General features: G+C 39.1%; 23 protein-coding genes and 1 pseudogene. 15 read left to right on the forward strand and 9 right to left on the reverse strand.

Annotated elements, in window-relative coordinates:
* The first annotated feature begins 1 nt into the window (after window position 1).
* Both BLR30_RS02880 and BLR30_RS02885 read left to right on the forward strand, forming a co-directional pair.
* Window positions 2–610, forward strand: a complete 609-nt coding sequence (locus tag BLR30_RS02880; RefSeq protein WP_089854403.1) for a TlpA family protein disulfide reductase — start codon at window positions 2–4, stop codon at window positions 608–610.
* Window positions 607–1,059: a DsrE family protein gene (locus BLR30_RS02885; protein WP_089854406.1), complete on the forward strand. Its 453-nt coding sequence runs from the start codon at window positions 607–609 to the stop codon at window positions 1,057–1,059. Before BLR30_RS02880 ends, BLR30_RS02885 begins: the two co-directional genes overlap by 4 nt.
* 70 nt (window positions 1,060–1,129) lie before the next feature.
* On the opposite strand, the gene BLR30_RS02890 is transcribed toward BLR30_RS02885, so the two are convergent.
* The 8 genes from BLR30_RS02890 to BLR30_RS02925 all read right to left on the reverse strand — a co-directional run bounded on the left by BLR30_RS02890 (window position 1,130) and on the right by BLR30_RS02925 (window position 6,887).
* Window positions 1,130–2,215: an alpha/beta hydrolase gene (locus tag BLR30_RS02890; RefSeq protein ID WP_089854408.1), complete on the reverse strand. Its 1,086-nt coding sequence runs from the start codon at window positions 2,213–2,215 to the stop codon at window positions 1,130–1,132.
* A complete protein-coding gene (locus tag BLR30_RS02895) occupies window positions 2,212–2,598 on the reverse strand; it encodes a hypothetical protein (protein WP_089854410.1) in 387 nt (128 codons plus the stop codon). The genes BLR30_RS02890 and BLR30_RS02895 overlap by 4 nt, the downstream gene beginning before the upstream one ends.
* Window positions 2,599–2,698: 100 nt before the next feature.
* Window positions 2,699–3,469: a LytR/AlgR family response regulator transcription factor gene (locus BLR30_RS02900; protein ID WP_089854413.1), complete on the reverse strand. Its 771-nt coding sequence runs from the start codon at window positions 3,467–3,469 to the stop codon at window positions 2,699–2,701.
* Entirely contained in the window at window positions 3,466–4,485 is a 1,020-nt protein-coding gene (locus BLR30_RS02905) for a sensor histidine kinase (protein ID WP_089854417.1), read from the reverse strand. Before BLR30_RS02905 ends, BLR30_RS02900 begins: the two co-directional genes overlap by 4 nt.
* 145 nt (window positions 4,486–4,630) lie before the next feature.
* Entirely contained in the window at window positions 4,631–5,536 is a 906-nt protein-coding gene (locus BLR30_RS02910) for an AraC family transcriptional regulator (RefSeq protein ID WP_089854420.1), read from the reverse strand.
* 99 nt (window positions 5,537–5,635) lie between these two features.
* A complete protein-coding gene (locus BLR30_RS02915) occupies window positions 5,636–6,190 on the reverse strand; it encodes a TetR/AcrR family transcriptional regulator (protein ID WP_175443588.1) in 555 nt (184 codons plus the stop codon).
* A gap of 18 nt (window positions 6,191–6,208) precedes the next feature.
* Complete coding sequence (locus BLR30_RS02920; RefSeq protein WP_089854427.1) at window positions 6,209–6,460, reverse strand: hypothetical protein; 252 nt, start codon at window positions 6,458–6,460, stop codon at window positions 6,209–6,211.
* A complete protein-coding gene (locus BLR30_RS02925; RefSeq protein ID WP_089854430.1) occupies window positions 6,438–6,887 on the reverse strand; it encodes an SRPBCC family protein in 450 nt (149 codons plus the stop codon). The genes BLR30_RS02920 and BLR30_RS02925 overlap by 23 nt, the downstream gene beginning before the upstream one ends.
* 944 nt (window positions 6,888–7,831) lie before the next feature.
* On the opposite strand from BLR30_RS02925, the gene BLR30_RS02930 reads away from it, so the two are divergent.
* The 11 genes from BLR30_RS02930 (at window position 7,832) to BLR30_RS02980 (ending at window position 21,670) form a co-directional block, all read left to right on the forward strand.
* Complete coding sequence (locus BLR30_RS02930; RefSeq protein ID WP_089854433.1) at window positions 7,832–8,872, forward strand: efflux RND transporter periplasmic adaptor subunit; 1,041 nt, start codon at window positions 7,832–7,834, stop codon at window positions 8,870–8,872.
* 11 nt (window positions 8,873–8,883) lie between these two features.
* A complete protein-coding gene (locus tag BLR30_RS02935) occupies window positions 8,884–12,030 on the forward strand; it encodes an efflux RND transporter permease subunit (protein ID WP_228400688.1) in 3,147 nt (1,048 codons plus the stop codon).
* Between the two features lie 101 nt (window positions 12,031–12,131).
* On the forward strand, window positions 12,132–13,412 hold the full coding sequence (locus BLR30_RS02940) for a TolC family protein (protein WP_089854436.1): 1,281 nt from the start codon (window positions 12,132–12,134) through the stop codon (window positions 13,410–13,412).
* Window positions 13,413–13,727: 315 nt separating this feature from the next.
* Window positions 13,728–14,336 carry a Crp/Fnr family transcriptional regulator gene (locus tag BLR30_RS02945; RefSeq protein WP_089854439.1) on the forward strand — a complete coding sequence of 203 codons (609 nt, stop codon included), beginning with the start codon at window positions 13,728–13,730 and terminating at the stop codon, window positions 14,334–14,336.
* A 65-nt stretch (window positions 14,337–14,401) separates the two neighbouring features.
* Entirely contained in the window at window positions 14,402–14,710 is a 309-nt protein-coding gene (locus BLR30_RS02950) for a rhodanese-like domain-containing protein (RefSeq protein ID WP_089854442.1), read from the forward strand.
* 4 nt (window positions 14,711–14,714) lie between these two features.
* The gene (locus BLR30_RS02955) at window positions 14,715–15,149 is read left to right on the forward strand and encodes an OsmC family protein (protein ID WP_089854445.1); all 435 of its coding nucleotides are present in this window, start codon (window positions 14,715–14,717) and stop codon (window positions 15,147–15,149) included.
* 136 nt (window positions 15,150–15,285) lie between these two features.
* Window positions 15,286–16,593 (forward strand): TolC family protein, encoded by a 1,308-nt coding sequence (locus BLR30_RS02960; protein WP_089854650.1) that lies wholly within the window; start codon window positions 15,286–15,288, stop codon window positions 16,591–16,593.
* An 84-nt stretch (window positions 16,594–16,677) separates the two neighbouring features.
* On the forward strand, window positions 16,678–17,766 hold the full coding sequence (locus BLR30_RS02965; protein WP_089854448.1) for an efflux RND transporter periplasmic adaptor subunit: 1,089 nt from the start codon (window positions 16,678–16,680) through the stop codon (window positions 17,764–17,766).
* 127 nt (window positions 17,767–17,893) lie between these two features.
* Window positions 17,894–21,121 (forward strand): efflux RND transporter permease subunit, encoded by a 3,228-nt coding sequence (locus BLR30_RS02970; RefSeq protein WP_089854452.1) that lies wholly within the window; start codon window positions 17,894–17,896, stop codon window positions 21,119–21,121.
* A 32-nt stretch (window positions 21,122–21,153) separates the two neighbouring features.
* Window positions 21,154–21,453: a hypothetical protein gene (locus BLR30_RS02975; RefSeq protein ID WP_042721743.1), complete on the forward strand. Its 300-nt coding sequence runs from the start codon at window positions 21,154–21,156 to the stop codon at window positions 21,451–21,453.
* 10 nt (window positions 21,454–21,463) lie between these two features.
* The gene (locus BLR30_RS02980; protein ID WP_042721742.1) at window positions 21,464–21,670 is read left to right on the forward strand and encodes a YgaP family membrane protein; all 207 of its coding nucleotides are present in this window, start codon (window positions 21,464–21,466) and stop codon (window positions 21,668–21,670) included.
* 78 nt (window positions 21,671–21,748) lie between these two features.
* On the opposite strand, the gene BLR30_RS02985 is transcribed toward BLR30_RS02980, so the two are convergent.
* On the reverse strand, window positions 21,749–22,486 hold the full coding sequence (locus tag BLR30_RS02985) for a YoaK family protein (RefSeq protein WP_089854455.1): 738 nt from the start codon (window positions 22,484–22,486) through the stop codon (window positions 21,749–21,751).
* Between the two features lie 216 nt (window positions 22,487–22,702).
* Between BLR30_RS02985 and BLR30_RS02990 the strand changes: the two genes are divergently transcribed.
* The gene (locus tag BLR30_RS02990) at window positions 22,703–23,086 is read left to right on the forward strand and encodes a hypothetical protein (protein ID WP_089854458.1); all 384 of its coding nucleotides are present in this window, start codon (window positions 22,703–22,705) and stop codon (window positions 23,084–23,086) included.
* A 126-nt stretch (window positions 23,087–23,212) separates the two neighbouring features.
* Window positions 23,213–26,317 (forward strand): annotated as a pseudogene (locus BLR30_RS02995) (efflux RND transporter permease subunit); the annotation flags it as partial.
* Window positions 26,318–26,421 lie beyond the last annotated feature (104 nt).

Here is a 26,421-nt window from a genome sequence, read left to right on the forward strand (position 1 = left end):
AATGAAGGTATTCAAAATATGGATTCAAAAAAACTGGAGTACGACGATTTTAGTAATAATATTCATCATATTGTTTGTAAGTCCTGATGCTAAAGCGTGGCTGATGCGTCAGGTTCTCTCAACCGGGTTTCTCAACTCAAAGATTGAGGAGAAAACAAGCCGGCAGCCTTCTTCTGAAAATCAGTCAGCTGTTGTACAAAACTTGAGTGTGATAGACGATAACAGAGAAATCATCAATACTTCGCAACTGAGAGGTAAGGTTGTATTTATTAATTTCTGGGCATCCTGGTGTCCGCCATGTCGTGCAGAGTTTCCGTCAATCCAGGCATTTTATGATAAATATAAAGGAAACAAAAATTTAGTTTTTCTTACCGTGAATCTTGATGATGAGACAGTTTTAGGAAAAATGTATCTCAAAAAAGAACAGTTCAGCATTCCGTTTCTGATTCCGAATGGTGCTGTCCCGAATGAATATTTCAGTGGCTCACTTCCCACGACCGTTATTCTGGACAAATCCGGTAAAATAAGAATGCATCACACCGGAATGGCAGATTACAGCAAAAATTCGTTCTATCAGGAAATCAATCAGCTTTTAAATGAACAGCAATGAGAAATACACTTAAAATAATGGCTTTATCAATGTTGCTGATAAGCCTTAAAGGTTTTACGCAAAAGACTTCAGCGGTTTATAAGCCGGCAAAATCTGTTGATAGGGAGTATAAAGCTTTATACGTTATCAATGAATCAGATGATACAAAAATCAGGGCTGTGATCCGAAACATCAACAATGCACTGGAAGATCCGAGACTAAAAGGAAGATTGAAGGTCGAATTGCTTGCTTTTGGCGGAGGTGTGGAAATGTTCAGAAAAAGTAATCCTTATTATGAACTTTTAATGGGTTTAAAAGATAAAGGCGTGACAATGGTGCAGTGCGAAAATACCCTTCGTGAGAAAAAAATTGACAAATCGGAGTTGTTTGATTTTGTGAATTATACACCCAGCGGAAACGGGGAAATTATTCTCAGACAGTATGAAGGCTGGGCAGTCTTTAAGCCTTAAAATTTAATAATTAAAAGCCGCTCTAAACCAAAGTTTAGAGCGGCTTTTTTAGTGTAAGAAAAATTGGTTTTTAATTGCAATAAGCAGTTCGCGGGTTCGTACTGTTTCCACAACGAAACTGATATTTAATCTGGAAATATTTAGGAGTCGGATTATCCGTAACTTCAAGAGGAGCCATCGACTGCCCATTGTAGGAAGGCATCGTAATTTGTGCTGTTGAGCCGTTGCCTAAAGCAACATTTTTAGCGCTGGCATTTCCGTTGAAGCTGTAGTCCATCATAGCATCCAAAAGGCGGTAGACACCGTAATAATCTAATGCATCGAGAACTGTTCGGGAGCTAGGCATGGCATGATCGGTTACATAGTCGTATCCGTTAACGGTAGATGATTTAAAATAAATAAAATCTTTCTCGCTGTTAGGAATATTAATATTCTTAAAAATATCAATAGCCATGCGGTGGTCGTTTACATCATCCTCATCATATACCTGTGTTATCATTTTGGTATTGGCAGGAAAGCTCAGCAATTGCTGTTGAGTTGTTTGCGTGCTGTTCCAGTTGAAAGCATACCAGGGAGCCATGGTGAACAAAAACCGGGCATTCTGTCCCCATCCTTTTTCCGTAAATGCTTTGTAAGCCAAATCAATGCTTGCACCGCCACCAAAAGAATGTCCCATAAAACCTACTTTTTGAGTGTCGATAATATTCGGATAGTCAGTAGCAGCTTTAACAAATCCTTCCCAAAGAGTCTGGTAACGGTGATCTACACTTACATCAATGGTACGATAGGGAACAAATACCACCACGAAACCTTTCTTTGCAATAAAGTTGTACAATTCTATATTGTAAGATTTTTCCTCTCCACCATAAGGATGGGAAAAAAATATGGTCGGTCTTGGAGAAGTAATCCCTTGCGGATAGAAAATCGAAACCTGTGTGCCTTCATACTGCGGATTGTCGAAATTAATTTCTGCTACTTCATAACTGCCATCTGAGCCGTATCCAGAAGTCGGCTTCTGGATAGGTCCGCGAAGGCTGATGACAGAGTCGGTTTTTGATAGAGTAGCTCCGTCATTATCAGTATTATCGCTACTTTGAGAACATGCTGAAGCGGTAATGAATACCATGATTATCCATGAATATAATATTTTTTTCATTTTCTTTTATTTTTAAAGTTTTGTATTAATTGATCTTTTATTTCCTGATATTTTTTATACTGTTCTTCATTCAGAACTTTATTGAGGAAAGAAGATTTTTCCTTCTGTAAAGCTTTCAGCTTTTTGAATTTAGCCAGTTTACTGTCATTACTTTTAAAAACAGGATCATTTTTTCTGGCATATTCAAGGTTAAGATCATACACCTGTTTGATTTGGGTAGAATTTAAAGCCAGTTTCGTTTTCATCCATTCGGTCTGCATCTTTGCCCGCTGTTCGGGAGTGCTGTCCTTCAGGCTTTTTGACTGTGCCGTAAGGTGGGAGAATGCCATACACGTAACGGCTGTTACGATGAGAGACATTCGTTTTCTGGTTTTTAGAATCATCTTGGAAAATTTTAGTTTTTAATAGAACAAATGTAGCAATACGAGTAATTTCTTTTAAAATAAAAAAGGGTGAACCGCCTAAATCAAGTGGTGAAATCGATTATTGATCCAGCCATTTTCTAAACATCATTGCTTTGGCCTTGCTCACTATGATCTGCTCCTGCGATGATGGATGAATTTTGATTAAAAGCCTTCCGTTGAAAAAATATTCCACAGCATTTATTGCATTACGGTTGATGATAAACTGACGGTTTGCCCTGAAAAAAAGTTCCGGGCTAAGATCCCGTTCCAGCTGTTCGAGGGTAAATTCTACAGTATATTGCTGGCCGCTTGTTGTATGGGCGTACACAATTTCGTTTGCCGTATAAAACCAGCTGATTTTAGCTGCTTCTACAGGAATAAGCCTTCCGCAATAATGAATCAGGAACGATTTTCTGTAACGGTTCGTTACAGACTCAAGCTGCTTTAGTAAAGCTTCCTTTTTTATTTTAATATCAGAGGCGATAAGGGTATTGTATTTCAGTAAAGTTCTTTGTATTTCTTCCCTGTCAAAAGGTTTTAAAATATAATCGATCCCATTGTTCCAGAAAGCTTCTATCGCATAATCATTATAGGCCGTAACAAAAATAACAGGTTTTTTGATGTTCGTCTGTTTAAATATTTCAAATGAAAGTCCATCCGAAAGTCTGATATCAGAAAATATCAGATCATAATCACTAACCGTCGTGGTAAGCCAGTCTACGCCCTCTGTCACGCTCTGCAATATTACAACCACCTCAATATCCGGATTGATTTCTTTCAGGATATATTCAAGATTTCTTGCGGTTGCAGCCTCATCTTCTATCAGTATAATGCGGAGATTTGGGTTCATAATAGCGGAAGTTTTACTATAAAATATTCTGCGGTTTGATGAATTTCTATTTCATGCTGCGTTTGCAGTTTATATCTTTCATTTAGATTAGACAGGCCAAGCCCGGTGCTTTCCGTTTCACTTGCGACAGTCTGAAGAGTATTTCTTACAACAAGCCAGTTGTTTTCCTCATAAATTTCAACAATTAAAGGATATGAAATGGTAGCTTTATTATGCTTAACAGCATTCTCCACCAGAGGCTGCAGCGATAGATGAAGTATCTCTTTATTTAAAATATCCGGTTTTAGATCAATCTGAATTTCAAAAGTATTTTCCAGCCGCATTTTCACCAGTTGGATATACGATTCCAGATGCTGAATTTCAGTATCCACTCTTACCTTTTCGTTACCTGAGTGTACCAGTGTATATCTGAAAACTTTAGACAGATGAAGAATATAATTTTGTGCAAGATCCGGATTTTCCCTTACGATAGCAGAAAGACTGCTGAGCGTATTAAACAGAAAATGAGGATTAAGCTGTTCCTGAAGAAGTTTCAGCTGAGCCTGAAGGTAACTGGTATGCAGCTGCTCATTGATAAGGTCTTTGTCTTTACTTTCACGCATCAGAAGAATAAGTCGAATGACCACGGCAGTCATGACACTGCTGAGTAAAAAACGAACAAAATATCCTCTTATCCTGAGTCTCGGAAGATCTAAAGCACCAAAGAGTATGGTATGAATGAAACTTCCCAGCATGATGGCAGCCATGACCAGTAAAGTATTGAATGTATATAGTTTTAACCATTGTTTATTCTCACGATATAAACTGAAAAGTTTTCCCTTTGATAGATTAAGATGCAGCAAAACCATACAGAATGCCATATTGTATAGAAATTGAAAGCCATATTCCCAGATATCAAACTGCCAGTAACGGGCAATGATTCCATCGGAATTAAGCGCCATCAGCTTTGCAGAATTAGCTACCAGAGTAATCAGCAATGCACTGTAAACATATATTTTTCTCTCGTTCTTAATCATTTGTACAAAGAACGTAAAATATTAAATCCGATGATATAAATAAAGCACCGAAACTGGAAAACTAAAGGTTGAAATATTTACTATTCAGTCAGAATCAGGAAAATTCTAATACGTGTTTGATATTTTGGCAATACGCTAAATGTTATCATTTATTTTTTGCTCTGAACATCTTCGGAGACATTTTCATTTTCTTTTTAAAGAATTTGCCAAAGAAAGACTGATCGCTGAAATTAAGTTCCTCCGCAATCTGTGTAATGGAAAGATTAGAATTTAAAAGCAGATCACGCGCCTCAATAATGACCGAATTGGTAATAATCGTACGGGTAGATTCCCCGGAAGCTTCTTTCACAATACGGGTGAGATAGCTTGGCGTTACAAAAAGTTTCTCCGCATAGAACTCCACGGTTCTCTCTTTTTTGGAATGCTCAGAAAGCAGAACAAGAAACTGATTAATCATATCCTTTTTCCTCGATGTTTTAGGATCGATCACTCTTGCATCGCTGTACCGGTATAATATCATCAGCTCCAGAAGTAATGCGTTGAAATAATGGTTGATAATGTCTTTCGAATAATAATTTTCCTGCTCATCTGCCAGGCTGATCTTATCAAGCAGAAACCTTATGGTTTCCCTTTCATTAAAGTCAGGATGTAAGATAGGAGTATTTCTTTCAGAAAAGAAAATGATCTCATTAATGTAATGCATATGACGGATATTCTTCTGTACAAAAGAATCGTTGAAAACTATACCCTTTGCTCTTCCATAGGAACCTTTGTTGGCAGGATGAATAATTGAATTGGGAGGGATAATAACAATATCATCTTTTTTGATATTTATTTCTTCAAGATTAACCTGCATATTTCCCTCTCCCTCTGTAATTAGCATAATAGTGCAGTTGTCTGTTCTGAAAGGATATTTGTAAGAATTTTTATCAAAATCATGAGATTCCCGGATGATAAAGAAATCATTGTTGCATTGTTGATGATCGCTGTTTTTATCGATCATCTTGAACAGATCGTGGAGATTATGAAAAACAATATCTTTATGAGTCATAATTTTTAATATGAACGTTAGTAAAGTTAATAAATAAGCCGAAGGATTATGTTATATATGCGAAAATTCATCATACAACTTATTTTTCAAATGCAATATTTACGTTAAAAATAAATTTATAATCCTTTCAGCTCGTTGATGATAGAAAGATGATGATAGTATAATATCTGATTTTTCCCTAAGAAAGTCAACAGAGATAAGAAACCCTGAAACTATAGAAATAAGATCGGCCAGAAAAAGTAAAGGATTGTTGTAGGATGTTTTTCCTTCATGGATACAAACTGAGATTTCAGGAACCATTTCCGCCAATGGGAAAAATAATTTCTGGCCGAATTCTGAAAATTCATTCTGTGTAATCATATAAATATCCAGATAAGGATATTTCTTGCTTTTTTCAGTATTAAAATCAATATATCTTTTCAGCTTATCTTTCAGTGAGAGATCTTTAATGTCGTTCCACGCCGGTGCGGGAAATTCATTGATCATCTCACCGATAATGATATCAACAAGATGTGCTTTCGTACGAAAATAATAGTGAATTGCTGTTCTGTCCATACCCGCACTTTGTGCGATTTGTTGCGTTGTTGCATAGAATCTGCCTTCCACGAACAGTAGATTTTTGGCAATTATCTTTATTTTTTCTTCAGTATTCAAGATCTTTACTGATGGATTTCAGGATATGGTATGTAACCTCACTCTTGAGATATTTTGTTCTACTATAGAGAACTCCATTTTATACTGTTCAAATACCGGTTTAAGCTCATTTTCAGAAAATAAGGTTTCAGAAGAAACACTTAAAAGTTTGAAGCTGTTATCCAGATATTCGCATTGGCAGTTGGGGATTGTTTCCAAAATATCCTCCCTAAGCCAGAAAGCATCTATGATTTTTCTGAATTTTGTTTTAAAAAGTAATGTATTTCTCATGTCTGTTTTTTTTAGCTTGTTCAACAATTATGGTAAGGTCTTCCGGAGTATCTTTCAGGATTCTTTTCACTACCAGAAAATTCCACAGCCACGCCAGAAACCCCGAAACAGAAGTAACAATACTTACTTTCAATCCTTCTTTAGTATCTTCCATTATATATTTTCTGTACAGTCTGGCTCCTGCAAGCCCGATCCGTAATGTGAAGCGTTCATAAGGTCTGAATTCCTCTACAATACCTCTGCCTGTTATAAAAAAAATACGGTGCTTTACTTTAAATAAGCTTACTTGTCCGGTTTTATTTTTAATACATTCTGAGTATTCAATGTTGAAATCCCATTCACTCCACTGGTCAATATTGGTAATTAGTTCCCAAACATCTTTTTTACCAATCACATTACTGGTTACAGAGATGACCCGGCTCTTCATGTATTTCCTTTCATATTGGTTGATAATGCAAATTTCTGTCGTGAAATGTTAATAAAAAAGGTCTGAATTCGGTGTAAACTGGTCAAAATCTGAACAAGATGAAGCTTGTTAAAACATTAATGGGTAGAATGACGGTAGAGGAAGCAATAGGGTAACATTTGTCAACACCTCGTTGACCGCCCGATCAAGGGAGTGTAGATGGTAGCATCAACGATGTATTGACCGTACGGTCAAGGATGTGTTAAGCGTACGATGTAAGCGGCGTTGACAAAAACAAGAAGGGCTGTCCGGAAGAACAGTCTTTTTTGTGGGAGGATTTTGGGTTTGAGGGTTTTTGAGTTTGAGAGGGGGGATCTTGGTGGCTGAGCGGAGCCGAAGCCACCAAAGTTATACACTCATGTCATAATAATGAAGGTAGCGTAAACAATCAATCCATATTTTCCGAGAGACGATTTCGCCGCCCGACACAAGGGTCTCTCATCGGACGTGATAAGAAGGTTATCTCGAGCGTGATAAAGTGTTCTCATCGACCGATGAGAACACCTCTCGGAAACCGCCCCTCTTTTAACAGAATAATTTTAGTATAATGCTACTCCGGCTTTGGGAATTTCCCGGCCGGAGTTTTGGCTTCGGCTCCGCTCAGCCACTATTGAGTTGGAGAGTGTAAGTGTTATAGTGTAAGGGTATAAGTATTTGTGTGGAACGTCAAAAAGTTGTCGAGTGGTGGGGCCTGAGGTTACTCGAAGGCCCGCGTTATGATTGGTGGCTGAGCGGAGCCTAAGCCACCTTTTTGATTAAATACAAGCAGAATATATACTACAATGCTGTTTCGTTTTAGACCAATATCAGCCATAAACAGACCTTTTATGGTGGCTTTCCTTACCTCAAATTTGCATCGTGAACCAATTTACAATTGAATTCTCCTAACAGTAAAAATTTATTTTATGATAGTTAAAAAAAAGAAAAGTCTTTTTTTATTAGGAAGTCTGTTGCTGCTTTCAGCATGTGGCGGAAAAGAACAGCCTGTAGCCAAAGCCGAGCCTGTAAAGGTAGGTGTTCAGAAAATAGAGTTGGTTTCCCGGCCTGAAATATTTTCTTACAGTGGAAATATTCTCGCAGACAATAGTGTGAGCATTGGCTTTGGCGTTTCCGGGCGTGTCACTGCGGTGTATGTTCAGGAAGGGCAGCATGTATCTAAAGGTCAGCTTTTAGCGGCCATCGAAACCAGTGCTTATCAGAATGCCCTGGCTGTTGCCGGCGCAGGAATGGATCAGGCTCAGGATAATTTCAACCGTCTCAACCAGCTTTATCTTAAAAAAAGTTTACCGGAAAGAGATTATATCGCCGCAAAAGTAGCGCTGGCACAATCTAAAGCCAATAGAGATATTGCCATGAAAAATTTGAGAGATACAAAGCTCTATGCTTCTTTTTCAGGAATCATTTCTCAAAAGCTTACCGAAGCCGGTGCCACAGCAGCACCCGGAGTTCCTGCTTTTACGATTGTAAAAACAGATAAGGTGTATGCCGCTGCATCCATTACGGAGAACGAGATTAGCGCTCTTAAGATAGGGGATCCTGTAGAAGTTTCCATTCCAAGTCTCAATCGTACGATTCACGGAAATGTTACCATCATCAATCCGCAGGCAGATAACAATTCCAGGACATACACCGTAAAGATTCGTCTTGATAATCCGGGAGGGCAGATATTGCCGGGGATGATTACAGATATCAATATCAATACAGGGAAAAGCAAAAATGCCATTATCCTTCCTGCCCAGGCAGTACTTAAAAGTTCCGATGGATCCAGCTACGTTTATACCGTGAAATCTGCTAAAAAAGGAGCTACCGCCTTTAAAAAGAGAGTAGAAATGCAGAATATGGCAGGTGCCAGCGATGTCATCATCAAAAGCGGACTGACTCCGGATGACCAGGTCGTTATTTCCGGGCAGACACGTCTTGAAGATGGCAAACCTGTTAAGTTTTAATTCAAAAAGAAATGAAAGAAATGACGAATAAAAAAGTGCATTTTCTGGAAGCTGCAATGAAGCATAAGCAGGTGGTGATCGTGCTGGTATTCTTGTTGATGATTCTGGGAATCAATGCGCTGATAAATATGCCGCGAAGCGAAAATCCGCGTATCGATATGCCTGTTGCTGCAGTCTATGCATTCTATCCGGGAGCTGATGAGCATCAGGTAGAAGAGGAAGTAGCTAAAAAAATAGAACAGTATCTTTTCTCATTTGAAGAGATCAAAAAGAAAAAAGTAAAAGCTGAGGTTAAAGAAGGGCAGGTGTTTTTTACCGTAGAAATGAACACCGATGTGAAAGACCGTAAAAAGTTTTGGCATACCCTTCAGCTGGACATGGATGCTAATCTGCGTCCGAAGCTTCCTGCCGGTGTGGTGGGTCCTTTTATCAACAGTAATTTTGCTAATGTAACGGCGATGATAATCTCGGTATCTTCCAAAGAAAGATCATATGCTGAAATCGAAAGCTATGTTGATAAGCTGGAAGATGGTCTGAAGGTAATCCCTACGGTTTCCAAGATCAACCGTTCCGGGGGACAGAGACAGCAGATTTATATTAAAATCAATGACCAGAAGCTTCAGCAATATGGTTTTGGAGTGAATACATTGGTGAATGCCATCCAACAGCAGAATGTAACGGGGTATAATGGAGAAATATCCGGAGGTTCCAATGCCATTATTCCGGTGTACACCAACAGCCGGTATAAGAATATGTCTGATATTGCCGAGCAGATCGTCTATACGACACCGGCAGGCAATATAGTACGCCTGAAAGATGTTGCTGACCTTGAAAGACGATTTGAAGAGCCTTCCTCATTTGTAAGGGTAGGGGATGAAAAAGCAATGGTGCTGACCGTTGACATGCAGCCCGGAAATAATATCGTTGCCTTCGGGAAAGAAGTGGAGAAAAAGATTGAGGACATTCAGAAAGATTTCCCGCCGGATATCCATATGAAAACGATTGTGAATCAGCCAGAGGCGGTTGGGGAAAGCATTAGCCATTTCATGATGGAGTTTGGTCTTGCCATAGGTTCTGTGGTATTGGTGGTGATGCTACTGCTTCCTATAAGGGTAGCCGGTGTGGCTTCTGTTGCAGCGCCTATTTCTATACTGATTACATTTGGATTGATGCAGATCGTGGGGCTGGAACTTCATCAGGTAACCCTTGCGGCTTTGATCATAGTTCTCGGGATGGTGGTAGATAATGCCATTGTGGTCGTTGATAATTATATTGAGAAGCTGGACGAAGGCATAACACCATGGACGGCAGCATGGCAGGCAGCCCAGCAGCTCTCACTTCCAATATTTACGGCAACGATGGCGATTATACTTGCATTTGCCCCGTTGGCTATATTTATGGATGGGATTTCAAAGGACTTTATGTTCTCATTGCCTATTACAGTTGCTATAGCACTGATAACCTCGATGCTTGTCGCGCTTTTCCTTACGCCATATACATGCTATGTCTTTATTAAAAAGGGGTTAAAGCATAAAATGAGTGACCGGCCACTGAAGAAAAATATGCTGGATCACCTTCAGACCGTTTTTGATAATGGGGTTGGGCTGGCCTTCAAATGGCCAAAGACAACCATGCTTATAGGTGTGTTATCAATTTTTAGTGCCCTGTTTATTGCCACCAAAGTAGATCCGGAGTTTTTCCCGATCAGTGAGAGAAATCAGTTCAATATGGAGGTATGGATGCCTAACGGAACTTCGCTGGAGAAAACTGAGGGTAAGGTAAAAGAACTTGAAAAGATTCTTAAAAAAGACAACCGGGTAGTGGATATCACCAGTTTTGTAGGGATGAGTTCGCCTCGTTTCCATACAACGTATGCCCCGGAATCTCCTAAAAAATATTTTGCCCAGGTTTTTATTACTACCGTGAGTAATGATGCAACGAACGACATGGCCAAAGAATATCTGGAAAAGCTGAAGAACTTTATGCCGGATGGTCAGCTTAAAGTCAAGCAGCTCAGTTTCCAGGAAGGTTCGCCGATTGATATCCGTGTCGTAAGTGACAACGAAGCCGACCAGCGAAAAGTAGCCCTTGAGGTGAAAAAGATCCTTGAAAATACGCCGGGAACAAATAATGTACGTATTGGTAGTGAGTACGATTATATGGGGGTAAAGCTGAATGTGGATGATGTAAAGGCCAATCGTCTTGGCATCACCAATCAGGCCATTACCCAAACCTTAGGAGCCGGACTGAAAGGCTATTCCGTATCCACCTTATGGGAAGGTGATAAGCCGGTTGATATCTTTTTGAGGTATGATTCGATCAGTAGAAAAGATATGAATGCACTGGAAAATCTGCACATACAGTCTTATTTCGGAGAGAAAATTCCTCTTAAAGAAGTAGCGACATTACAGCCGCAATGGCATACAGGTGTCATTTTAAGAAGAAACGGAATTAAATATACCAGCGTTTTTGCAGAAGCCCAATTGGGGCCGAAGCCATCAAGAATATTGAAAGAAGCCCAGCCGAAAATTGATGCGCTCGCATTACCGGCAGGAACGACTATCCAATACGGGGGGGATGCAGAATCAACGCTGGAAAACATGCCGGGAATGATGGTTTCGCTTGCTGTAAGTCTTATCCTGATCTTCCTTACGCTGCTGTTCCAGTTCAAGAGTCTGGGGAAAGCACTCATTATCCTGTGTACTTTTCTTCTGAGCCTTTTCGGAGCCTTCTTCGGACTGTTTATTACCGGAAATCCATTGGGACTGACAGGCTTTATGGGAATCATCAGTCTGATCGGTATTGTGGTAAGAAACGGAATCATCCTGGTAGACTATGCCGATGAATTGATCCGGGAACACGGGTACACCCACAAAGCAGCGGCCATGGCGGCGGCCAAACGAAGAATGCGTCCGATATTTCTTACTTCAGCGGCAGCTGCGGTAGGCGTAGTTCCTATGATCGTGGGTAAATCACCGATGTGGGCTCCATTGGGAAGTGTATTGGCTTTCGGGCTTATCTTCTCCATGATCTTCACGCTTTTCATTGTACCGGTGATGTATTATAAGCTTCTAAAAGATCCTGTACCTAGAGATGAAACCCCTGAAGATCAATTGGACGATGAGGTTATTTTATATAAACCCAAACCTCATCACTAAAATAATTATAATATCAAATTTTTTAACCGGTTGTCCTGTATTAATTTCTTGTTTTTAAGCTCCTTCGTTTATAGCTGCAGGACAACCTTTAAGTAAAAAAAATGAAAATCATATACGATACGATATCAAAAATAGTTCTGGTGCTGATGTTCACTGCCGCAGTAAATTTTCAGGCTCAGGAACGGGTGGTTTCTTTGGATGAAGTCAAAAACCTGGCATTAGAGAACAATAAAAAGATCAGGAAAGCCCAGCAGAATATAGAAGCTGCCAAAGCGGCAAGAACAGCTTCAGAAGCGGGAGGAAAACCCACTTTGGACGGAAGTGTGGGAGGATATTATTTCTCGAAACCGCTTTCTAACCTGATACCGGAAGTATTGGGAAGTGCCAATGTGAATGTTACCCAGGTGTTGTATGCCGGCGGTAAAGTAGAAACCGGTAAAAAGCTCTCTTCAGCTGCTGTAGATCTGCAGATGGCTCAGAAAGCTCTTACCAAAGAAGAGGTAAAGTTGTCTGCTGAGACCCTATACTGGCAAATTGTAAATGCCAAGGAGAAAATAGCACTCGCCAAAGAATATATCAAACTTTTAGATCAGTTGCATACCAATGTGAAGAATTCCTTTGATGCGGGGCTAACGTATAAAAATGATCTGTTGAAAATAGAAGTTCAGCAGAACGAAGCCCAGCTCAACTTGAAACGTGCAGAAGATGGTTTTAGCATAGCCAAATTAAATCTTGCCCAGATCGCGGGACTTCCTAATTCCGATTTTGATGTGGAGGATTCTGTAAGCGGGAGCTTTGCCGGTGTTTTAGCAGACAGCCAGGTACAGCCGACGAATCGTCCGGAGCTTTCTATTCTTGCCAAAGCGGTAGAAATCAATCAGCTTCAGGAAAAGCTGCTGGATGGTGATCGTAAGCCTAACGTAGCGCTTTCAGGAATCGGCTTCTCCAGTGTTGGTAAAAACGTTAATCCTATTAATATGAAAAACAATATGCAGGGATTTGTGGGAATGCTATCTGTGAATATTCCGATTTACGACTGGGGAGCAAGAAAAGAGAAGGTAAAAGAGCAACAGTATAAAACGAATGCTCAAAAGCTTGAAATGGAAGAAACCCAGGAATTATTGGTTCTGGAAGTTCAGAATGCGGTCATGCAGCTTAATCAGTCTCTCAAACGTATCGAGCTTGCTGAAAGATCTCTTGTTCAGGCCACGGAAAATCTACGTTTGAACCAGGATCGATATGACGCAGGAACCGTTGTGGCAGAGGAAGTATTAAAAGCTCAGGTTCTTTGGCAGGAAGCAAAATCAGAGATTCTGGATGCCAAGGCAGAATATAAAATCAATGAAGCGAAATATAAGAAAGCATCAGGTGTGACTGATTGATATTTAAGTGTTTTTAGAAAGGAAGAGTAATCTTTCTACCGAACCGGCTGTTTATCGACAGTCGGTTCTTTTAAAACTTTAAAGAAATTATCAACAAAAGTCAGCAGATAAAACTATCAGGTAATCTGCAAGACTTTTAAAAATAAATTTATCTCCCTGTTCTAAACAGGGAATATTTTCATTAATCTATTTATCCAACCGGCTGCATTTTGTGGCCGGTTTTTTTAAGTATAATGCTCTTTATAAACAATATAATTTTAGACAAATGCATCATTAAACTTAAAAAGTTATTGTTAATTATATTTATATTTGAGGATGAATATCAACAAAATATCCGATCCCGAATTCAAGAAAGAAATTGCATCGAATGAAAACCTTAAGCTGTTTCCGGCCGGAACGGTTATTTTAGATATCAATTCATACATCAATTATATTCCTTTGGTGATTTCGGGAAGCATCAGGGTCATCCGTACTGAGGAAGACGGACGGGAAATTCTGCTGTATTATCTCACGCCAGGTGAAAGTTGTATTTCTTCCATTCTTTCCGGACTTACACAGGATACTTCAAAAGTAAAAGTGGTAGTGGAAGAAGATGCTGAAATTCTTATGATTTCCCTACAGCAAGCTAAAGAATGGCTTCGCAAATATCCGGAATGGACAGATTTTATATTTGGCCTGTATCAAAGAAGATTTGAAGACCTGCTGGAAGTGGTGAATGCTGTTGCTTTCCAGAAAGTGGATACGAGAATTTTACATTTATTGAATCAGAAATCCCAATTATATAAATCCAAAGAGCTTTCTGTGACACATCAGCAGCTGGCAGACGAACTCGGAATTACACGTGAAGCGGTAAGCCGCGTCCTTAAACAGATCGAAACTGAAGGCAAAATAAAACTTTCCCGAAATAAAATTACACTAATGTAACTTACATCACTGACCGGCTTCTTTTCTACACATACATTTGCATTATCAATTTAAAAACCAATAAAATGTTAGATGCAATAAAAAACCTTTTCGGAATGGATAAAACCGATTATGCAGATCTTGTAAAACAAGGTGCGGTGATTGTAGATGTAAGAAGCAAAAGCGAATACGCAGGCGGACATATTAAAAACTCCATCAATATTCCTGTCGATCAGCTTGAGAAAAACCTTTCAAAATTAAATAAAGAAAAAACCATTATTACGTGCTGTGCTTCCGGTATGAGAAGTGCTTCTGCCAAAAATATTCTTCAGAATAACGGCTATAAAAATGTACATAACGGCGGCGGTTGGGCAAGTTTAAATAATAAAATATAAAACAATGGAAGCACATTTTTATAACGTTAATGTCGAGTGGAAAAATGACCGTAAAGGTGAAATGTCTTCTCCTGAACTTTCTCAGAATATAGAAGTAGCAACTCCACCGCAATTTCCGAAAGGAATGGAAGGAATCTGGTCTCCGGAACATCTTTTCACCGCAGCAGTAAGCAGTTGCCTGATGACGACTTTTCTCGCAATAGCAGAAAACTCAAAACTCGAATTTTCAGGCTTTGAATGCAAATCTAAAGGAAAACTGGAACAAGTAGAAGGTAAATTCCTGATGACGGAAGTGATTCTCGAACCTGTAATTACCATTAAAAACGAATCTGAAAGAGAAAAAGCAGAAAGAGTTCTTCAGAAATCGGAGGCCAATTGTTTAATATCCAATTCCGTGAAATCAAAAATTACGATGATTCCGGAAATAAAATTGATGTAGTATTCATTTCCATAGTTATAATGTTACCGCCTTTTCAGGCGGTTTTTTTATGCATTTTTAATAAAAAACTTCTTATGTGATATAGGTTACTGTACAATAACGTGCATCGATCTAATTTTGCTTTAAAATGAGAGAAATGAGAAAGATAGCCATACTTATTTTATTGTTGACAACCTATTCAGAAGTTTTTTCGCAGGACATCGTTGTGATTTCCAAAGCAGATCTGGAAAATAAAATCATAGATAATAATCTTCAGGTAAAACTGGCAAAAAAAGATGCCGAACTTGCCAATGCCGAACTTTTGGGAACCAGATCAATGTATCTTCCCAATGTGAATGCATCTTACACTTTTTCCAATACCAATAATCCTTTGTATGCCTTTGGTACAAAGCTCAATCAGGAAAGAATCACGATGATGGATTTCAATCCTGATAATCTGAACAGCCCGAAAAGCATCTCAAATTTTGCCACAAAAATAGAAGTGCAGCAGCCGATTATCAATATGGATGCGGTGTATCAGAAAAAAGCAGGACAGGTAAAAGCAGAAGTTTTAAATATCAAAACGGAGAGAACCAAAGAATATGTTCAGTTTGAACTGAAAAAATCTTATATGATGCTTCAGCTCGCTTATAAAATGTTGGAAACTCTGGAAAATGCGAAGCAAACGACGCTTGCCAATAAAAAAGTCATCGAAAACTATTATAAAAACGGGATGATTCAAAAATCCGAACTGTTGTATATGGATGTTCGTATCAGTGAGATAGAAAGTCAGATTCAGACTGCAAAATCCAACATCAGGAACGCTTCCGATTACTTATATTTTCTTCTGGACGAAAATTCAGAAAATAAAATACTGAAACCCGCTGAAACCTTGGAGTACACAGAATATATGACAGATTCCGGTGCACAGCTTAATCAGAACCGAAAAGATTTACAGGCTTACAACAAATCGCTCGAAGCCTACGATTGGATGATAAAATCATCAAAAGCAAAATTTCTTCCCAAGCTCAATGCGTTCGGCAGTTTTGAAATGTATGATAACAAAATAGCGCAATTTAATGCCAACGGATATTTAGCCGGAATTCAGCTTTCCTGGAATGTTTTCGACGGACTCAAATCAAAAAGCGAACAGGAAAAATACAAAGCAGAACGTTCCAAAGCACAGACAGAAATCGAGCAGTATTCTAAACAAAGCCAATTGGAACTTAACAAAGCCGGCCGCCAGATTGAAGATGCAGCATCGAAGATAAATTTCACAAAACAGGCCTGGGAACAAAGCAAAGAAGCCTACAGAATCCGAAAAAACCGTTACGATCAGGGGTTGGAAAAATCGGCTGACCTGCTCTCCGCAGAAACACTGATGTCTCAAAAAGAACTGGAATATCAGCAGGCTGTTTTTGAGTACAACGTAGCCGGTGAATATGAAAAGTTTTTGAGAAAATAATTTTCAGGAGCCAAGACTTGAATGGTTCAATAACAATAGCCGCAGGTGAAATCTGTGGAACAAATAAAAATAAAAAATTTAATAATGAAAACATACTTTTATTCAACTTTAATTCTGAGTGGGCTCCTGCTGGGAAGCTGTTCCTCAGACGAAAAAAAATCTGTACAGAATACCGATGCACCCATTTCAGTTACGGTAAGCCGCACAACTGCCGGCACGGAAGGTTCATCTGCCACAGCGAGCGGAAAACTGGTTGCCAAAAATTCCGTCAATGTTTCTACCCGAATGATGGGCTACATCACATCAATGAATGCAGAAGTGGGGCAAAATGTAAATGCAGGTCAGCTTTTGGTGAGCATTAATGCAACGGATATTCAAGCAAAAGGCGGACAGGCCAATGCGCAGATTGCTCAGGCTCAAGCCAGCTACAATATTGCTAAAAAAGACTATGAAAGATTCCAGAATTTGTATAAATCTCAAAGTGCATCACAAAAAGAGCTTGACGATATGAGAGCCCGTTACGAAATGGCACAGGCAGGATTGCAGGCAGCACAACAGATGAAGAATGAAGTCAATGCACAATATCGTTATACTAATGTAACGGCTCCGATTTCCGGAACTGTTACTGCCAAATTTGCAGAGCAGGGTGATATGGCGAGCCCGGGAATGCCTTTACTGACTATAGAATCGCCATCGTCTTTACAGGCGCAGGTTTTGGTTTCTGAGCAGAATATCGCCATGATTTCCAATGGAATGCCGGTTGAGGTAACATTAAAATCGTTGAATAAAACAGTTTCAGGAACGGTTTCGGAGATCAGCAAATCATCTGCCCAAACCGGCGGTCAATATATGGTTAAAATCAATATCCATAATGCTTCCGGTTTACTCCCGGGAATGTTTGTGAATGTACAATTTCCTTTTAAATCTTCAGGGAAAATCAATCAGAGCTTTCAGGAAAGTATGATGATTCCTAAAACGGCTTTGGTAGAAAACGGACAGCTTACAGGTGTTTATGTGGTCAGTTCTCAAAATACGGCGGTTTTACGTTGGTTAAAAACAGGTAAGTCATTAGGAGATCAGGTTGAGGTTTTATCGGGTTTAGCTCCGAAAGAATCTTACATCATTTCTTCAACAGGAAAATTGTATAACGGAGCAAAAGTTCAAATTAAATAAAAACTCTTCTGTCATTCTGAACATAAGCTGAAGGTTTACGAACGAAGTTCAGAAGTGTAGTGAAGAATCTATGTTTGAGATTCCTCATTCCTCGGAATGACAATTGTGATTTTTAATATTCAAAATTATGGAAAAAGGATTCGCAGGACGTATTGCCGAATTTTTCATCAATTCAAAATTAACGATTCTGTTAATGATTGCTTTGATGATTATCGGGGTGTACAGTTCCACATTAATACCAAGAGAAGAAGAACCACAGATCATTATTCCAATGGCGGATGTAATGGTTGGTTATCCCGGAGCAAGCCCGAAAGAGGTGGAAAGCCGAGTGGTAAAACCGCTGGAAAAAATTATTTCCAATATTAAAGGCGTAGAACACATCCATTCGATGGCAATGAACGGGCAGGCGATGATTATTGTTCAGTTTTATGTAGGAGAAGATACGGAACGTTCTTATGTAAAGCTTTATGATGAGCTGATGAAGAACAAAAATATCTTTCCGAAAGGCGTAATGGAGCCAATGGTGAAGACACGCTCGATTGATGATGTTCCGATGCTTGGGCTGACTTTATGGAGTGATAATGCCAATTATAATGATTTTCAGCTTCGCCAGATTGGAGAAGAATTGTCTTCGGAAATCAAGAAAATAAAAGATGTTTCCCTTACAAAAGTAATCGGGGGCAGAAACCGACAGCTGCAGGTGATTTTAGATAAAGATAAAATGGCTGAGCTGAATGTAGATGCGCTTTCTGTAATGCAGATGATTCAGGCGAATAACGGAAGTTCACAATCCGGGAAATTTGATTCAGGGGATTTGGAATATCTTTTAACAACGGGACAATTTCTGAATTCTGCCGAAGATGTTGAAAATCTGGTTATCGGAACTTCACAGAATATGCCGGTGTATCTGAAACAGGTCGCAACGATTAAAGACGGTGCTTCAGATCCTGCCAATTATGTAAGCTTCGGATACGGAAATGCCGTAGAAAGCGGTAAGAAATTCAAGTCAGAATATCCTGCGGTTACCGTTTCTGTTTCTAAAGTGAAAGGAGCAGATGCCATGAAGATTTCTGAGCTGATTCTAGACAAAGTAGATAAGTTAAAGAAAAATCTTATTCCGAATGATGTACACGTAGAAGTCACCAGAAACTACGGTGAAACGGCTTCTCATAAAGTTTCAGAATTGTTGATGCACCTTGGTATTGCGATCTTAGCGGTAACGGTTCTAGTTATGCTGGCAATGGGCTGGAGAGGTGGTTTGGTGGTATTCTTTTCCGTTCCGCTGACGTTTGCTTTAACGTTGTTCAGCTATTATATTCTAGGATATACACTGAATAGGATCACGCTCTTCGCACTGGTTTTTGTAGTCGGAATTGTAGTGGATGACAGTATCATTATCGCTGAAAATATGCACAGGCATTTCCATATGAAGAAACTGCCGTTTAAACAGGCAGCCATTTATGCTATCAACGAAGTTGGGAATCCTACCATTTTAGCAACATTTACCGTGATTGCTGCGATTTTGCCCATGGCTTTCGTAAGCGGAATGATGGGACCTTATATGTCGCCAATGCCAATTGGAGCTTCTATTGCCATGCTGCTTTCGCTTTTTGTAGCATTAACGGTTACGCCGTATCTCGGTTATCATTTATTAAAGGTAAAAGATGAACAACACGATAAAGAAGAGCAAGGTCTGGAAACCAACAGGATTTACAAAATCTACAAGAAAATTGAGCAGCCGCTTTTAGATTCGAAATCAAAAAGATGGATAATGATGGCGGTTACTGTGATTTTATTACTGATTTCCATAGCGGCATTTTTCACCAAATGGGTAGCGGTAAAAATGCTTCCTTTTGATAATAAAAATGAAATTCAGGTGGTGATTGATATGCCGGAAGGAACAACTTTGGAAAGAACTTCTGCCGTAGCGCAGGACATTGCACAATATCTTAAAACTGTTCCCGAGGTTGTAAACTACCAGAACTATGTAGGGTCTTCGGCTCCGATTACATTTAATGGCTTGGTTCGTCATTACGATATGCGCGGAAACAGCAATACGGCAGACATTCAGGTAAATCTTTTACACAAAGAAGACCGTGATGCACAAAGTCATGATGTGGCTAAAAGAATGCGACCTGAAATTCAGAAAATCACTGCCAAATATGATGCGAATGTAAAAGTCGTGGAAGTTCCGCCGGGACCACCGGTTCTTTCAACGATTGTGGCAGAAATCTATGGACCTGATTATGAAGGACAAATAAAAGTAGCGAAGCAAGTAGAAGATATTTTAAAGAAAACTGATGATGTCGTGGATATCGACTGGATGGTAGAAGCGCCGCAGAAAGAATTCAAACTTGTTCCGGATAAAGAAAAAGCAATGCTGAATGGTATTGCGCCCCAGCAGATTGTCGGAAATATGACCTATCTGATGGGAGAACACCCGATAGGGAATCTTTACGATGAAAAATCCAACGACCCGGTGGATGTTGTTATGAAGCTTAAAAATGCTGACAAAGCAAATATTCAGGATATTACGGGATTGAAAATTAAAGGACAAATGGGAATGGTTCCGGCAAGTGATCTAGTGAAAGTAGAAGAAAAAGAACTGGATAAAACCATTTACAGAAAAGACCAGAAAAGAGTGGTGTACGTCCTTGCCGATATGGCGGGAAAACTGGAAAGTCCGGCGTACGCGATTCTCGGAATGGATGAGAAACTTAAAAAAATCCAGCTTCCCAATGGTTATACAATGAACGAATTGTACATGAACCAGCCGGAGGATGAAAGCAATTATACCGTGAAATGGGACGGAGAGTGGCAGATAACACTGGAGGTTTTCCGTGATTTGGGAACTGCTTTTGCGGTGGTGATTATCATTATTTATATGCTGATTGTAGGCTGGTTTCAAAATTTTAAAACACCGATTGTCATGATGGTTGCGATTCCGCTCTCATTGATTGGAATTGTGTTGGGACACTGGTTGTTGGGTGCATTTTTTACCGCAACCTCTTTTATCGGAATGATCGCTTTAGCAGGTGTCATGGTAAGAAACTCCGTTCTTTTGATTGACTTTATTGAAATCCGTCTGAAAGAAGGTATTCCTATGAAATGCGCGATCATCGAGGCCGGGGCGGTGAGAACAACACCAATTTTACTGACAACAGGCGCGGTAGTGATCGGGGCAGTTATCATTCTTTTTGATCCTATTTTCCAGGGACTGGCAATTTCGCTGGTGTTCGGGGCAATTGTTTCTACTTTGCTTACGCTGGTGGTCGTTCCTTTGGTGTATTACGCAACGGAAAAGAAGAAGTGGGAGAAAAATTCCGATGCTGAAGATCCTTTTTTTGAAGTATAAAACTGAGCAGATCAAAATTAAACATTCATCTTATGAAATTATTATTAATTACCGCAGTAGAAGAATTTGAAACAGATATCATCAATATTCTTAAACATTCCGGCGTAAAAACTTTCTCGTATCAATCTGTAAAAGGATACAAAAATAACGGAAGTGATATCGACAGGTGGTTTTCCACAGAGCATTTATCAATAGATTCCTTACTTTTTACGGTATTTGCAGAAGATGAGTTTGTTGATGAAATATATAAAAAGATAGAAATCCTCAATTCGGAGCAGGAAAATTTTTCCCATGTTCATATGGCAAGCGTTCCGCTCGAAAAATCATTGTAAAAAATAAGATATGCAAACAAGAATTGTACATGCCATAGCAGGAACTTTCATCCTGATAAGTCTGCTTTTGGGAATTTATATTAATCCAAACTGGTTCTGGTTAACCGGTTTTGTAGGAGTGAATATGTGGGTTCACGCACTTACCGGCTGGTGCCTGATGTATATGATCCTGAATAAATTAGGTGTAAAAAAAGATGGAACGAAATGTTCCGGATAAAGTGTTCTAACATTGGAGGTTGTCTCAAAAGCAGACAACCTCTTTTATATAATCAATAAAATTTTATCTGAAATGCAATTAATCATGATGCCGGAATTTTCTTTTAAAATGATAATATCTAAATAAAAGACGATCATACCATAAAGCAAAAAGCAAAAGAGCGACAGGAAGCAGAAGGGTTTTCAGTGCGAAATGCCGAAATGTAAAGCCTCCGATTATCCCGCCAATAAAGAATCCGCTGATAATCATGAACTTTAGGAATACACTTTTATGCAATCTTATTTTATCTTTTCTTTCGCGGTAAAAAAGCAACTGTGAAAGTTCTATACCCAGATCGGTGAAAAGTCCGGTAAGATGGGTCGTTCTTACCACAGATTGAGATACTTTTGTGACCAGGGCATTTTGCAGTCCCATCGTGAAAAGCAGCGCAGAAGAAACAGCAATGCGGAAAGGCGGATTTTCCTGAAGAAACACCTTAGGAATACAACTTACAGCAAGCATAATAGCCACTTCAATGAATATGGGAATAATGTAAGAGGTATGAAGTCTTGATTTGGAAGCCCATTCCATAATCGTTCCTGAAACAAAAGCTCCCAATAAAAAGAAAAGAATATAAACCAGATAAATAAAAGCCATCCTGTAATTTTCTAAAAACAGCTGTTCCGAGAAAAAGGCAAAATGCCCTGTAACGTTGGTCGTCAGTGTACTCAAAGCCAGTACGCCGGTAATATTTACCAATCCTGCCACACAGGATAAAATGGAAGCAAGTTTTAGATTATGCGAATAGGTGCGCCCTTTCCCTTTATGCCTGAACATGCATTGATTATTTAAATTAAAACTTCCTGATACAAATTATTTGAAAGCATAAACATACAAAACATACAGTCTGTGCGTTGTTGAAATCATGCTTATTACAAACTAAGATATTTTACTGGAAAATAACCTGATTTTAGCAAGACAAAAATAGCACTTTTAAAAAGAAGTCAGTAATTTAAAATCATTCTTAAAGAAGAAATTCATAATTTTGCTACAGTGAAAAAGCTGATTTCCATATTGTTGTTATCATTGTATTTGGTTTCTACAACCGAACTGTATCAGTTTTTGAAATTACCGGCTCTTATAGAGCATTATATGGAGCATAAAAACCTCAGTCCTGAGATGTCTCTCACTGCTTTTCTGAAAGTTCATTATGACAATCCGGTAAAAGATTCTGATTACAGCAAAGATCAGCAGCTTCCGTTTGTTTCGCACGCAGCACATCTTGTAATTGTATGCACACCAGCGACACCCTTTACTTTTCAGTTGTCAGAAAAAGAATCCAAACCGGTTATTAAGGCCAAAAAGACTTTTTACAAAAGCATCTTTTACAATAAAGATATTCTCAATTCCATTTGGCAGCCGCCAAAATCTTGTTGAATTTATTCTGAATTATTCTCAAAATCACTTTGAGAAACTTCTGTTATTAAATTAATAGACAAAACAGTCTTTAATTTTTTATCAGACCATTAACTTATTTATTCATAATAAGCTCAATAAATCATTATGCTTACAAAAATCATTGAGTTTTCTGTAAAGAATAAACTCATCATTATATTGTTGGTATTAGGTCTTGTTGGAATTGGTTCCTATCAGGTCACTAAATTACCAATAGATGCAGTACCGGATATTACAAACAACCAGGTACAGGTTATTACCATCGCACCTTCTTTTGGGGCAACCGATATAGAACGGTTGGTTACTTTCCCTATAGAGCAGGCCAATAATAATATTTCAGGATTAAAAGAAATCCGAAGTTTTTCCAGATTTGGATTGTCCCTTGTTACCATTGTTTTCGAGGATGATATTGATATTTACTGGGCAAGGCAGCAAGTTGCCGAAAGGCTTCAGCAGGTACAGGCAGTCATTCCTCAGGGAATAGGAAACCCGCAGCTTGGACCTATTTCTACAGGTTTGGGCGAAATTTTTCAGTATGTCGTAAGACCCGAAAAAGGATATGAAAAAAAATACAATATCACCGAGCTTCGTACCATTCAGGATTGGGTAGTGAGAAGGCAGCTTTTAGGTGTAAAAGGCGTAGCAGAAGTCAGCAGCTTTGGAGGAAAACTGAAACAGTATGAGATTGCCGTAAATCCTGACCGGCTTAATGCCTACGGAATAACCATTAATGATGTATTTGATGCGCTACAGGCCAATAATCAGAATACGGGAGGCGCTTATATTGAAAAAGGCCCCACCGTTTTATACATCAGAAGTGAAGGATTGGTAGGAAGTATTGAGGAAATCAACAATATTTCTATTGCAACAAAAACAAGTGATATTCCTCTGTTTATAAGAGATATTGCTGAAGTAAAACAAGGTTTTGCAACCCGTTACGGAGCCATGACTTTTAATGATGAAGGAGAAGTTTCAGGAGCTGTCGTAATGATGCTGAAAGGCGAAAACAGCAATCAGGTCATTAAAAACGTTAAAGAAAAAATCGCACAGATTCAGAAAACACTTCCGAAAGGTGTCGTGATAGAACCTTTTCTTGATCGTACCAAAATGGTGAATAATGCCATTGGAACCGTTGAGAAAAATCTTACCGAAGGGGCATTAATTGTAGTTTTCGTATTAGTTTTATTCCTCGGAAATGTACGTGCAGGTTTGCTTGTCGCTTCCGTAATTCCCCTGGCGATGCTGTTTGCCATTTGTATGATGAATCTTTTCGGAGTGAGTGGAAACCTGATGAGTCTCGGAGCATTGGATTTCGGATTGATTATCGACGGAGCAGTCATTATCGTAGAATCTGTCCTGCACCAGTTTAGCCATAATTCAAAATTCAAAAAAATATTTTCTGTCGGAAAATCAGAAATGGATACAGTCGTTATCGATTCTGCAGGAAAAATGATGAACAGCGCGGTTTTCGGTCAGATTATCATCCTGATCGTCTATCTTCCGATTCTTACCTTACAGGGAATTGAAGGGAAAATGTTCAAGCCGATGGCTCAGACTGTAGCTTTTGCATTGCTGGGCGCATTTTTATTATCATTAACCTATATCCCGATGATGAGTGCCATTTTACTCAGGAAAAGAAGTGATAAGCCTACTATTTCAGATAAAATAATGAAAAGAGTAGAACAGGTTTATCTTAAAACTTTACTCAGATTGCTCAGAATTCCTAAAACAGTTTTTGCGATAGTAATAGCCTTATTTGTGATGGCGGTTTTCATTTTATCCAGAATGGGAGGTGAGTTTATTCCGTCTCTCGAAGAAGGTGATTTTGCCGTAGATACAAGAGTCTTGCCCGGAAGTAACCTTACAACAACCATTGAAAGTACCCAGAAGGCAGCTCATATACTCAAATCCAGGTTCCCCGAAGTGGAAAAAGTTGTTACGAAAATAGGAAGCGGGGAAGTGCCTACCGATCCGATGCCGATGGATGCTTCGGATATGATGGTTATTTTAAAGGATAAAAAAGAATGGACTTCCGCATCCACTTTTCCTGAATTAGCGGATAAAATGGGAAAACAGCTTCAGGATGTGCCGGGAATTACGGCCAGTTTTCAGTTTCCGGTGCAGATGCGTTTTAATGAATTAATGACTGGAGCAAGACAGGATGTAGTGGTTAAAATTTTTGGAGACGATCTTGATATCCTTTCTCAGAACGCTCAGAAACTCGGAAAAATCATAGAAACAGTTGAGGGAGCTCAGAATCTTTACATAGAACCTATTTCCGGAATGCCGCAGGTAATCATAGAATACAACCGTCCTTTGATTGCGCAGTATCATTTATCGATAGCAGATATCAACAGAATCGTTAATACCGCATTTGCAGGGCAAAGTACAGGATTGGTTTTTGAAGGCGAAAAACGGTTTGATATGGTAGTACGGCTCGATAACAAAGACCGTAAAAATATTACGGATATTAAAAATCTACTGGTTCCCACACCTTTGGGAAACCAGATTCCTCTAGCGCAGCTTGCCAAAGTGGAAGTGAAAAACGGACCCAATCAGATCCAGCGGGAAAATGCCCAGAGAAGAATTGTCGTAGGCTTTAATGTAAAAGGAAGGGATGTTCAAAGTATTGTAGAAGAACTCCAACAAAAGGTAGATCAGAAAATGAAACTTCCTACCGGTTATTATATGACTTACGGAGGATCATTTGAAAACCTCAATAATGCCAGACAACGTCTTATGATTGCTGTTCCGATTGCCCTTGTTCTTATTTTTGTCATGCTCTTTCTGGCTTTTAATTCTGTTAAAGAAAGTTTGCTAATCTACACAGCTATTCCGCTTTCCATTATCGGAGGAGTGTTTCTTATGGCAATTCGGGGAATGCCTTTCAGTATCAGCGCAGGAGTAGGATTTATTGCCCTTTTCGGAGTGGCTGTGCTGAACGGAATCGTTCTGATATCTGAGTTTAACAGGCTTTACAAAAGTGGTATGCGGAACATTGTGAGAATCGTTATAGACGGTGGAGAATCACGGCTTCGTCCGGTTTTGATGACGGCTTTTGTGGCTTCATTAGGATTTATTCCGATGGCTGTCAGTAACGGTGCCGGAGCAGAAGTACAGCGGCCTCTGGCAACAGTGGTTATCGGTGGATTAATGGTAGCGACCTTTCTTACGTTGTTTGTTTTACCATTGCTTTATGTAAATATTGAAAAAGGATTTAAAGGAAAACAGCATTAATGTTCTTAATAAAATAAATGAAGTTTATTCTTTATTTAAACATTAAGATTTTAAGGAAAAAAATGGATGAATAAAACTTA

This window comes from Chryseobacterium taeanense (assembly GCF_900099685.1).
Lineage (GTDB): Bacteria > Bacteroidota > Bacteroidia > Flavobacteriales > Weeksellaceae > Chryseobacterium > Chryseobacterium taeanense.

What these genes read in the sequence shown, in the direction of transcription:
- BLR30_RS02880 (WP_089854403.1), top strand. Translation starts at nt 2, where the DNA reads ATGAAGGTATTCAAAATATGGATTCAAAAAAACTGGAGTACGACGATT.
- BLR30_RS02885 (WP_089854406.1), top strand. Translation starts at nt 607, where the DNA reads ATGAGAAATACACTTAAAATAATGGCTTTATCAATGTTGCTGATAAGC.
- BLR30_RS02890 (WP_089854408.1), bottom strand. Translation starts at nt 2,215, where the DNA reads ATGAAAAAAATATTATATTCATGGATAATCATGGTATTCATTACCGCT.
- BLR30_RS02895 (WP_089854410.1), bottom strand. Translation starts at nt 2,598, where the DNA reads ATGATTCTAAAAACCAGAAAACGAATGTCTCTCATCGTAACAGCCGTT.
- BLR30_RS02900 (WP_089854413.1), bottom strand. Translation starts at nt 3,469, where the DNA reads ATGAACCCAAATCTCCGCATTATACTGATAGAAGATGAGGCTGCAACC.
- BLR30_RS02905 (WP_089854417.1), bottom strand. Translation starts at nt 4,485, where the DNA reads ATGATTAAGAACGAGAGAAAAATATATGTTTACAGTGCATTGCTGATT.
- BLR30_RS02910 (WP_089854420.1), bottom strand. Translation starts at nt 5,536, where the DNA reads ATGACTCATAAAGATATTGTTTTTCATAATCTCCACGATCTGTTCAAG.
- BLR30_RS02920 (WP_089854427.1), bottom strand. Translation starts at nt 6,460, where the DNA reads ATGAGAAATACATTACTTTTTAAAACAAAATTCAGAAAAATCATAGAT.
- BLR30_RS02925 (WP_089854430.1), bottom strand. Translation starts at nt 6,887, where the DNA reads ATGAAGAGCCGGGTCATCTCTGTAACCAGTAATGTGATTGGTAAAAAA.
- BLR30_RS02930 (WP_089854433.1), top strand. Translation starts at nt 7,832, where the DNA reads ATGATAGTTAAAAAAAAGAAAAGTCTTTTTTTATTAGGAAGTCTGTTG.
- BLR30_RS02935 (WP_228400688.1), top strand. Translation starts at nt 8,884, where the DNA reads ATGAAAGAAATGACGAATAAAAAAGTGCATTTTCTGGAAGCTGCAATG.
- BLR30_RS02940 (WP_089854436.1), top strand. Translation starts at nt 12,132, where the DNA reads ATGAAAATCATATACGATACGATATCAAAAATAGTTCTGGTGCTGATG.
- BLR30_RS02945 (WP_089854439.1), top strand. Translation starts at nt 13,728, where the DNA reads ATGAATATCAACAAAATATCCGATCCCGAATTCAAGAAAGAAATTGCA.
- BLR30_RS02950 (WP_089854442.1), top strand. Translation starts at nt 14,402, where the DNA reads ATGTTAGATGCAATAAAAAACCTTTTCGGAATGGATAAAACCGATTAT.
- BLR30_RS02955 (WP_089854445.1), top strand. Translation starts at nt 14,715, where the DNA reads ATGGAAGCACATTTTTATAACGTTAATGTCGAGTGGAAAAATGACCGT.
- BLR30_RS02960 (WP_089854650.1), top strand. Translation starts at nt 15,286, where the DNA reads ATGAGAAAGATAGCCATACTTATTTTATTGTTGACAACCTATTCAGAA.
- BLR30_RS02965 (WP_089854448.1), top strand. Translation starts at nt 16,678, where the DNA reads ATGAAAACATACTTTTATTCAACTTTAATTCTGAGTGGGCTCCTGCTG.
- BLR30_RS02970 (WP_089854452.1), top strand. Translation starts at nt 17,894, where the DNA reads ATGGAAAAAGGATTCGCAGGACGTATTGCCGAATTTTTCATCAATTCA.
- BLR30_RS02975 (WP_042721743.1), top strand. Translation starts at nt 21,154, where the DNA reads ATGAAATTATTATTAATTACCGCAGTAGAAGAATTTGAAACAGATATC.
- BLR30_RS02980 (WP_042721742.1), top strand. Translation starts at nt 21,464, where the DNA reads ATGCAAACAAGAATTGTACATGCCATAGCAGGAACTTTCATCCTGATA.
- BLR30_RS02985 (WP_089854455.1), bottom strand. Translation starts at nt 22,486, where the DNA reads ATGTTCAGGCATAAAGGGAAAGGGCGCACCTATTCGCATAATCTAAAA.